Origin of the sequence: Sulfurovum sp. bin170, from assembly GCF_010892395.1 — a bacterium.
Lineage (GTDB): Bacteria > Campylobacterota > Campylobacteria > Campylobacterales > Sulfurovaceae > UBA1140.
On the sequence record NZ_JAACKB010000172.1, the window covers coordinates 1 to 10,232 of the forward strand.

Annotated in this window: 10 protein-coding genes; 8 read left to right on the forward strand and 2 right to left on the reverse strand. The window is 37.0% G+C overall.

Annotated elements, in window-relative coordinates; genetic code table 11:
- Positions 1 to 723: molybdopterin molybdotransferase MoeA (locus GSY74_RS03950; protein ID WP_164663806.1), on the reverse strand; the 723-nt coding region annotated here is incomplete at its 3' end.
- 173 nt (positions 724 to 896) lie between these two features.
- Between GSY74_RS03950 and GSY74_RS03955 the strand changes: the two genes are divergently transcribed.
- Together GSY74_RS03955 and GSY74_RS03960 are read left to right on the forward strand one after the other, a co-directional pair.
- Positions 897 to 1,310, forward strand: a complete 414-nt coding sequence (locus tag GSY74_RS03955; RefSeq protein ID WP_164663807.1) for a hypothetical protein — start codon at positions 897 to 899, stop codon at positions 1,308 to 1,310.
- A gap of 1 nt (position 1,311) precedes the next feature.
- Positions 1,312 to 1,980, forward strand: coding sequence for a 16S rRNA (uracil(1498)-N(3))-methyltransferase (locus GSY74_RS03960; RefSeq protein WP_164663808.1), 669 nt, complete (start codon positions 1,312 to 1,314; stop codon positions 1,978 to 1,980).
- 2 nt (positions 1,981 to 1,982) lie between these two features.
- Here GSY74_RS03960 and GSY74_RS03965 read toward each other — a convergent pair whose 3' ends face one another.
- Positions 1,983 to 2,198: a KTSC domain-containing protein gene (locus GSY74_RS03965; protein ID WP_223157457.1), complete on the reverse strand. Its 216-nt coding sequence runs from the start codon at positions 2,196 to 2,198 to the stop codon at positions 1,983 to 1,985.
- 119 nt (positions 2,199 to 2,317) lie between these two features.
- On the opposite strand from GSY74_RS03965, the gene GSY74_RS03970 reads away from it, so the two are divergent.
- Genes GSY74_RS03970 through GSY74_RS03995 form a run of 6 tightly spaced genes read left to right on the forward strand, consistent with a single transcriptional unit; the run spans position 2,318 to position 10,040 of the window.
- Positions 2,318 to 4,486: an ABC transporter substrate-binding protein gene (locus GSY74_RS03970; protein WP_164663810.1), complete on the forward strand. Its 2,169-nt coding sequence runs from the start codon at positions 2,318 to 2,320 to the stop codon at positions 4,484 to 4,486.
- Complete coding sequence (locus GSY74_RS03975) at positions 4,487 to 5,851, forward strand: RNA-binding domain-containing protein (protein ID WP_164663811.1); 1,365 nt, start codon at positions 4,487 to 4,489, stop codon at positions 5,849 to 5,851. It abuts the gene before it with no gap.
- 43 nt (positions 5,852 to 5,894) lie between these two features.
- Entirely contained in the window at positions 5,895 to 6,872 is a 978-nt protein-coding gene (locus GSY74_RS03980) for an ABC transporter permease (RefSeq protein WP_164663812.1), read from the forward strand.
- A gap of 3 nt (positions 6,873 to 6,875) precedes the next feature.
- On the forward strand, positions 6,876 to 8,033 hold the full coding sequence (locus GSY74_RS03985) for a Wadjet anti-phage system protein JetD domain-containing protein (protein ID WP_164663813.1): 1,158 nt from the start codon (positions 6,876 to 6,878) through the stop codon (positions 8,031 to 8,033).
- 11 nt (positions 8,034 to 8,044) lie between these two features.
- Positions 8,045 to 9,502, forward strand: coding sequence for a DUF3375 domain-containing protein (locus tag GSY74_RS03990; RefSeq protein ID WP_164663814.1), 1,458 nt, complete (start codon positions 8,045 to 8,047; stop codon positions 9,500 to 9,502).
- Entirely contained in the window at positions 9,489 to 10,040 is a 552-nt protein-coding gene (locus GSY74_RS03995) for a DUF4194 domain-containing protein (protein ID WP_164663815.1), read from the forward strand. The genes GSY74_RS03990 and GSY74_RS03995 overlap by 14 nt, the downstream gene beginning before the upstream one ends.
- Positions 10,041 to 10,232: the final 192 nt, after the last annotated feature.

Below are 10,232 nucleotides of genomic sequence, written 5' to 3' on the forward strand. Positions count from 1 at the left end.
ACCAGAAGTCAAAATAAGGTCTGCATCCATCGCCTCTTTGATAGATGATTTGAGCTCCTCAATTGTGTCTCCTGAACTAGAGATATAGGAGACATCACAACCAAGCTCTTTTGCACGAGCATAGAACATTGGAGCATTTGAGTTGTAAAGTTGATGAGCTTCTATCCTCTCATAGTGAGCCTTTAGCTCTTCACCTGTACTAAAGATTACCACCTTTGGTTTTCTATAAACCTCTATATGTGTAATACCTTGGGAAGAGAGTAAGGCGAGAGAGTAGGCTGTTATCTTCTCATTTGAATCCATAAAAGTTTTTCCACTCTTTATATCTTCACCCTTCCAACGAATCATGGCATTCTCTTTAATGTTTAGAGGAAGTATAATCCCATTAGTAGTTTTCTCTACATCCTCTATGGGAACTATCGCTTCACACCCATTTGGAGTTGGCGCTCCTGTCATAATTTTGACAGCCTCACCCTCCAAAAAACTCTCTGGTGGAGCATCCCCTGCGTAGGTAATCTCTCTAACGCTCACCTCTTTTCCTGCATCGGCTAACTTAACAGCATAGCCATCCATCGCCGAGTTATCAAATCGTGGCAAATCAAACGAGGCATTGTAGCTCTTGGCTGAGATAGAACCTATGCTCTCTTCGATAGGGATAATGTGTCTGCTTTTTTGTGTAACGGTGGCGTAGATAATATCTAGTGCTTCATCAATAGTAACCATAATATTGACCTTTTTTATAATTTTGCTGATTATATCAAAATAGGGTATAATCTCATCTAAAATATAATTGACATCTTTTAAAACTAGGAAACGAAAACTTTAGTTTCGTCTTGTTCGGGGCTAAAGCCTCCGATTCCAAATAAGTTTTACAAGAAGCCTAATAAAGGGATTTGATGTTTGGTGAGTATGATGAGATGATGGTTTATCATGGGGCGTTGGTATATGTATTGCTTGGTCTGTTGGTTTTGGGTATGTTGATTCCATTTTTGAGTAGAGATTGTGCTAAGAGCATAAAACGAAAACGGATATATATGTTTTTCACTCATGGAATGATTAACATTGTAGCATTCTCTGGTCTTGTTGGATTTGTCTTTGTCCAGATGGATTTTAATATGAGTATGGCGATTATGATTCTGTTCTATATTCTTTTGAGTGCTATTGAGTCGATTAAGTATCTTGCTATGTTGCATACGCTTGGCTCAAAAGAGAATTGTAGAGCCAATATGAGAGCTATATCTATAAAGTATTCGTTGATTAATATCACTATGGTGGCGGGGATTCTTGTTTATAAGGTGATGGAAAATTAGAGTGCAGTATCTATACCATAAACAAGCAAAAGAGTCAACACTACTGCTAAAAGGAGACGACCATCGCTACATCTTCAAGGTGCGTCGCCATAGAGAGGGTGAGGTTATTGCATTGCGTAACCTTGAAGATGAGAATATTTACTATTACAAAATAGACTTATTGGACAAAAAAGAGGCTCATCTTGTTTTACAAAATTCAGAAAAATTAGTGGTAAAAGCCAAAAAAAAGTTACACATTGGTTGGTGTGTAATTGACCCAAAAAGCATCGAAAAAATATTGCCAACACTTAATGAGATGGGAGTAGAACAGATAAGTTTTATCTATTGTCAGCGTTCACAAAAAAGTTTCAAACTAGATTTTAGCCGTTTTGAAAAGATACTGCTAAACTCATCTCAACAGTGCGGACGAAGTGAGTTAATGAAACTTGTCTCTATAAATAGTTTAGAAAAGTTTTTAAAACAGAATCCTGATGCTATGGCTTTGAACTTCTCTGATAAATTTTTGGATAAAGATGTTGATATAGAGACTATAGTGGTTGGTTGTGAGGGTGGTTTTACAAAAGATGAGATGGCTCTTTTTGTAGAAGAGAGTATTATTGGATTTGATTCACCTCTTATTCTAAAGAGCGAGTCGGCTGTTTGCGTTGCAAGTGCTAAACTTCTACTATAGAGTTAATTTGTTTTATACTCTTTATAGTAATCTATAATATTATTTAGCATAAATGTACCAACTGAACGGGAGTTTAATAGCTCTTTATATACATTTTGAGGGACATCTCTATAAATCCAAATGTTACCAGTATTAAATACCACATCTAAATCTTTAGTATTACTATCATAGCCTATAGCGTATACCATACTTGAATCAACTTTTGTTAAATTTTCCATAGTAATCATTCTCCAGTTATTGTTTTTAAAAATTATATAATATTCTATTTTGTGTTTAGCTGATTTTTAATACTTTTTTAATCTATTTATCAAGAGAATAAACGATATAATTATTCATCATGAAAATATATTTTTTTAAAATCATACTTGTATCACTTATAATCAGTAGTACCCATGCCAATATTTGGAATAGCCCCCACGATGATAAAAAAGTAAAAGAGAATATACTATTCTCATCTTTTAACTTACCTCCAAAAAAACTAGACCCTGTTGTGTCGTATAGCTCCAATGAGTGGGCGATTATCGGTAATATTTACGAACCTCCTTTGCAGTATAACTACCTAAAAAAACCCTATACACTAGAGCCACTGACACTAAAAAAGATGCCAACAATTACCTATTTGGATAGTAACGGTAATGAGGTAAAAGAGAGTTCGGATAGGGTTGCTTTTTCAGAGTATCATTTGGAGCTTAGAGATGATATAAAGTATCAAAATCACCCCTCTTTTGTTAAAGAGAAAAATGGAACTCTACTCTATGGTGCGTTGAATCAAGAGGAGTTAGAGAGTATTAATTCGCTAGATGATTTTGAGAAATTTGGAACAAGATATCTCAAAGCAGAGGATTACGCTTATGCTATCAAGAGAATGGCAGTGAGACAGAAACACTCACCTATTTTGGACAATATGCAAGATTATATTGTAGGTCTAAAAGAGTTTTCCAAGAAGATTACAAAAATAGCTAAAGATAAAAAAGAGTTTTTAGATTTGAGACCTTACAATATTTCAGGGGTAAAAATTATAGAAGATAACGCCTTAATAATCAAAATAAAAGGTCGATATCCTCAATTTCAATACTGGCTTACGATGTACTTTTTTGCTCCAATTCCTTGGGAGGCTGACCTGTTTTATCAACAAAAAGGTTTGATAGAGAAGAACTTAACATTAAACTGGTTTCCTGTTGGTACGGGTGCTTACTATCTTGCAGAGAACAACCCAAACAGGCAGATGAGACTATTGGTAAATCCAAACTATCATGACGAATTCTATCCAACTCTTAGTCAAGATGAGATAGCCAAATCAAATATTTCAAAAGAGCTATTAGCTGATGCAGGTAAAAAACTACCTCTTATCAAAGAGATAATCTACTCACTCGAAAAAGAGAGCATTCCTCTGTGGAATAAGTTTTTACAAGGCTACTATGATGCTTCTGGAATCAGTTCTGAAGCCTTTGACCAAGCAGTGCAGATTTCTACTAGTGGCAATATGGGACTTAGTGACGAGATGAGAGAGAAAGGGATAGTGTTACGAGGTTCTGTGCAACCGTCGGTTTTCTATCTAGCATTCAATATGGTTGACCCTGTTGTAGGTGGCTACAGTGAATCAGCAAAAAAGTTGCGTCAAGCGATAAGCATAGCCCAGAATGAGGAGGAGTATATCTCTATCTTCCAAAATGAGCGAGGAATACCCGCACAAGGTCTAATCCCCCCTGGAATTTTTGGTTATCTTGAGGGTGAGGTGGGAACAAACCGAGTTGTCTATGATTGGGTAGAAGGCAAACGAGTTAGAAAGTCACTAGAGATTGCCAAAAAATTATTAGCAGAGGCAGGTTACCCTAATGGAATCTCTACAAAAACAGGTAAACCTTTGAAACTCTACTACGATACAACAGCCACAGGCCCTGACGATAGAGCAAGAATGGATTGGAGACGAAAGCAGTTTGACAAGCTTGGAATTCAGTTGGTCATTCGCTCGACAGACTATAACCGTTTCCAAGATAAGGTGCGAAAAGGAAAAGCACAACTCTTCTCATGGGGTTGGAATGCTGATTATCCTGACCCTGAAAATTTTCTCTTTCTTCTCTATGGTGCAAACGCTTCTGTTAATACCAACGGAGCAGGGATAAATAGCTCAAACTATCAAAACCCAAAGTTTGACAGGCTATTTGAAGAGATAAAAACGATGAAAAACTCTCCAGATCGTCTGAAAAAGATACAAGAGATGTTGGGTATTGCAAGAGAGGATGCACCGTGGGTTTGGGGGATTCATCCCAAATCCTTGGCTCTTTCACATAGTTGGTTCAAAAATATCTTGCCAAATGCGATGGCAAACAATACGCTAAAGTATAAACGAATAGATGCAGAGCTTAGAGCCAAAAAACAGGAGGAGTGGAATCAGCCTGTTATTTTGCCTTTGGTACTATTTTTACTCTTTCCTGTTTTGATGATATATCCTCTCTATAGGGCTTATCAGGGGCGACAGAAGGCTGTGGTTAGGAGTGAGAGATAGATGTTAAATAGTAAAACAGTAGAAAATCAAAACAATGAATTCAAAGAGTCATGGCGAGATGAGTATATCAAGTGGATTTGTGGCTTTGCCAATGCGGATGGTGGGAAGCTTTTTATAGGTGTAGATGATAACGGCAAAGTTATTGGTATAAATAACGCTAAAAAACTTTTAGAAGATATTCCAAATAAGGTTAGAGATGTTTTAGGTGTCATTATTGATGTCAATCTTTTTACTCAAAATGATTTAGAGTATCTTGAAATCATCACCGACTCTTACCCCAATCCTGTTAACTATAAAGGGCAATATCATTACCGAACAGGAAGTACAAAACAGGAGCTAAAAGGTCAAGCTTTAGATAGTTTTTTACTTAGAAAATATGGTAAACATTGGGATTCTGTGCCGTTGCCAAATGTAACGGTTGATGATTTGGATAGAGATACTTTTGAACTCTTTATCCAAAAAGCTATTGATTCTAAACGGTTGGAGAAAGAGGCAATACCCAAGAGTTACGATGAGCTTGTAAAAAAGTTACGACTAAAAGAGGGTGGCTATCTAAAAAGGTCTGCTGTTTTACTTTTCCATAAAGAGCCACAACTATTTTTCACAGGGTGTTATGTCAAGATAGCCTATTTTGAAGATAGCTCAACTATTTTGTATCAAGATGTTATTGAGGGTAACCTTTTTAATCAGGTTGAGAAGACTATGGATTTGTTGCTTACTAAGTATATGAAAGCTCTTATCTCTTATGAGGGTATTAGTCGGATTGAACGCTATGATTATGATACTGATGCACTAAGAGAGGTTATTCATAATGCTATTGTGCATAAAGATTATAGCCGAGGTGTACCGATTCAGATAAGGGTTTATCACCATAAAATGACAATCTTTAATGTAGGTGAACTTCCCCTCACTTGGACTTTGGATACACTGTTAGGCGAACACAGCTCTGCTCCATTTAATCCTGATATTGCTAGTGTATTTTTTAGAGCAGGGTTTATTGAATCTTGGGGGCGAGGGATTGAGACGGTTATTAGTGCTACTAAAAGTTATAATGGTACAGTTCCCTCTTTTAAATTTTTGGATGGGTTGACGGTGGAGTTTGTTTCTAGTTATCCAAATAAAGAGTTGGGTAAAAAAGTAAAAACTAGGGAGAAAACTAGGGAGAAAACTAGGGAGAAAACTAGGGAGAAAATTATAGATTTGATTAAAGATGATGCAAATATTACGACTAAAGAGTTAGCCAATATACTAGATATTACACAAAAAGGTGTCGAGTGGCAGATTCAAAAATTAAAAAAAGAGAAGATATTGAAGCGAGTTGGTGCCGACAAAGGTGGATATTGGGAGGTTATAGATGTACAATAAGAGTAGATATTCCAAGATAAATTTACAAGTGAGGTTTAAATAGATGTTCGCATACATTATAAAACGATTACTATACGCTATCCCAATCCTAATAGGTGTCAACCTAATAACATTTATGCTATTTTTTATGGTAAATACTCCTGATGATATGGCACGGTCACAACTTGGTGCAAAACAGGTGACTCCTGAGATGATAGAGGCTTGGAAAGTGGAGAGAGGATATGATAAACCTCTGTTTGTCAATGGAGAAGCAGATGGAATATCCACCGTGACCGATACGCTATTTGTCCAAGAGTCGCTCAAACTTTTTACCTTTAATTTTGGATTTTCTGATGCAAAGCGTGATATAGGGAGTGACATCAAGGAGCGAATGATGCCCAGTTTAGCAATTGCACTGCCTACTTTTGCAATAGCTCTGATTACCAATATCTCTTTGGCTCTGCTGTTGGTTCTCTTTCGAGGCTCTATGTTGGATACGAGCATGATGATTGTAGCTGTGATGATTATGTCTATCTCTTCTCTTTTCTATATCATAGCAGGACAGGTGCTACTCTCCAAAATCTACCATTGGGTTCCAATCTCTGGATTTGAATCAGGTTGGGGTGGGGTCAAATTTATTATTCTGCCTATTATGATAGGAGTCTTTGCAGGAATCGGTGCAGGGGTGCGTTGGTATCGCTCTATCTTTTTGGAGCAGATAAACCAAGACTATGTACGAACAGCGAGAGCCAAAGGGCTGTCTGAACTTCGTGTACTCTTTGGGCATGTGTTGAGTAATGGAATGTTACCAATCTTAACAGGTGTGGTGGTGGTGATTCCAACGCTCTTTATGGGAAGCTTGATTATGGAGTCATTTTTTGGAATTCCTGGGCTTGGCTCTTATACCATTGATGCTATTAACTCACAGGATTTTGCTATTGTAAAGGCGATGGTATTTTTGGGGTCGGTGCTTTATATTATTGGGTTGATTTTGACGGATATATCCTATACCATATTTGACCCTCGGGTGAAGTTGGGGTAGAGTATGTCACTAGCTCTTCAAACTCCCAAAAAGATAATGCAAAAATTACGCACTATCTATCAAAAAGGGGAGCATCTACAGGCTCATCTCAACAATGGAACTTTTAGTGTTCTTATAAAGTTCAAAAGGTTATCCCAAAAAAATATTCAAGATAATTTTACAGAGATTAGAGCGTGGATAGAGGAGTTGAATCGAAGCCCTTTTAAGATAGAGTTTCAGCAGATTGGCTATCGTTCACTTGGAGAGCAGTCTATTCCCAAAGTTCTACACCTTAACCAAGAGCAGTTTTTGAAATATCTATCCAAAGAGAGGGCTTTTGAGAGACATATCTATCTCTGTCAGATGAGTTTTGATAAATTTCCAAAACTGGAGACTCTATTGAGAGAGAATCCTAGTTTGGTGATGGAGTATGATGAGATTTGGGAGAAGCTTTTGGCTGTTTGTGACTATTTTGTGGCTCATCCTAAACCCAACTGTTATATTCGAGAGTTGGAGATTGAGGGGGTGGATACAAAGTTTATAGAGCAGTATAAGAAGATAGTTGATAAGTTATTATCTACTATTTTGGAGTCAGATTTTTTTGATAATACCGTTACCAAATTGAGTCATCATGGTTTTGAGAGGAGGTATGGACTTAGATATGATTTGCCTACTATTCGTTTCCGTATCTTAGATAAATCACTCTATATTCACGGTCTAAGCGATATCTCTCTGCCTCTTGATGAATTCAAAAAATTGGATTTGGCATCCAAAACAGTCTATATTACCGAGAACAAGATTAATGGATTGAGCTTTCCCAATATCAAAGGGGCTATGGTTATCTTTGGGCTTGGGTATGGGGTAGAGAGTCTCAAAGATGTAGCGTGGTTGAGAGAGAAAAAACTCTTCTACTGGGGTGATATTGATACACATGGGTTTGCTATGCTCTCACAAATACGAAGCTATTTTTTACATATCAAATCTCTTGGCATGGATGAGAAGGTCATTTACTCATGTAAACAGTTGGCTGTAGAGGAGAGTGATTCCAAAAGATTTTTGGGGGAGTTAAAGAGTTTAACCAGTGAAGAGCAGAGTGTTTTTGAGAGACTAAAAGATGATTTTTATCAGAAAAGATTCCGATTGGAACAGGAGCGAATCCCTCTATCTATAATTAATCTGTGATATACTTCGGCATGACTTACGAACAGTTAAAATATCAAAAAACAAACCACAAAGCCCTGCAACTTCTAAACGCTGACAACTTCGCTATGATTGTAGCTTTTTTCCATCACAGCTTTAGGTCAACACAGACGCAGACACTCAAAGAGAGTGAAATTTTGACCAAATTGGATGATTTTCTCTATAATCTAAACCAAGGATATGATGAACCTAAATACCCAAAAACAGCCAAATCCTATCTTGATGATTTTACCAATCAAAAGAGTAGTTATCTAAGAAAATACTACGGTTATGAGAGTGATGAGCCACTTTATGAACTCACACCTGATATCGAGAGACTCATAACTTGGCTTGATGGGTTGCAAAAACAGGAGTTTGTGGCTACGGAGTCCAAACTTAATATTATCATGATTTTGCTAAAAGAGCTAGAGTTTGAGACCAATCTTAGTGATGAGGAGAGATTCCGAGAGCTGGAGAGGGAAAAGAGAGAGATTGACGCTAAGATAGAGGCGATAAAGAGAAGAGAGTCTATACGGTTTGATGATAGAAAGATAAAAGAGCATTTTATGCAGATTCAGAAAAATAGCTCTGAACTTCTATCGGATTTTAGGGAGATAGAGCATAACTTTAGAACACTCAACCAAGAGGCAAAAAAAGCGATTACCAATGCAAACAGTAGCAAAGATGAGGTTCTTGGAGAGATTTTTGAGATAGAGGAGAGCATCAGAGGGAGCAATCAGGGGCAGAGTTTTTACGCTTTTTGGGATTTTTTGATGGATATGAGACAGATGGAACATCTTGATGAGCTTTTGGATAATCTCTATAGAATTTCACAGATTGAGGAGATGGATAGTGAGAGAAAACTAGAAAATCTCAAATATCATCTGCTAAGTGGTGGGGAGAATTCACACAGAGTCTTGGGCAAACTGATAGAGCAGTTGCGAAGATTTATAGATGATAAGCTATGGGTAGAGAATCGACGAATCTTGGAACTAGCCCATAGCATCGAGCAGAAAGCGATAAAATTAAAAGATAATCCCCCAACGCAAAGAGAGTTTTTTAGTATCAATGGAGTTAAGATAACCGTTGAGTCTATCGCCTCCAAACGACTCTTTACACCAAGTAGCAAAGAGGAGTTTTCTCATGAGATAAAAGAGGAGATTGTAGAGATAGATTTGAGTAAACTTTACGCACAGGTCTATGTGGATGAGATGGTTTTGAAACAGAATATCCAAAAACTACTCCAACAGAAGTCACAATTTAGCCTAAAAGAGTTAAATAGCCTCTATCCTATCAAAAAAGGTCTCTCCGAGGTGGTGGTTTATCTAAAACTGGCTCAAAATATGACCAACTCTTATATAGATGAGTATCGTGATGAGATGGTGATTGAGGATGAGCGAGGAGCAAAAAAGAGAGTTTTGATGGATAGAGTACTATTTGTACGGAATGGAGAAAAAAATGGAGATAAATAAAGTAACTTCAACGGTGATAATCAAACTCTTTAACGGAGTTCTATACAAAAATGATAACCCAAAAGAGTGGCTAGAGCTAGAGAAATCATTTGCAACCATTAGCGACTATCTCAAACCATTGGGCGTAGAGGTGATTTTCGATGAAGCAGAGGGATACGCCTATCTACAGAGCTTGGAGCTAGAGGAGGATTTCCCAAAACTGTTACGAAAACGAACTCTAAGCTATAAAGTGAGCCTACTTTTAGTTCTTTTACGCAAACGACTTACCCAATTTGACATGCAGAGCGACGAGAGCAGAGCCGTGATTAGCAAAGAGGAGATAGTTGAGATGTTTGAACTCTTTTTAAATGAGAGCTTCAATGAGGTAAAACAGGTTAAAGAGATAGAGAGTTTGATTAAAAAAGTGGTCGATTTGGGCTTTTTGAAGAAGCTTAAAAGTAGTGAGAGCTATGAGATTAAACGGGTCTTGAAATCTTTTGTGGATGCACAGTGGTTGGATGAGTTTGATAAGAGATTGGTGGAGTATGAGAGTAAATAGTGAAAAGAGATGAACAAATGTGCTGATTTCATTAAAAAAATAATTAAATATTTTTATTTAAAAAATATTTTTTTCTGTATAATAAGAATAGATTCAAACAACTTTTAATCGTTATTAATATACAATACGCAAAAGCTTTTTTTGAAGATTTTTAAAAGAGGCGGTAGAAGTAAGGAGGGGTTGGATTCCCAT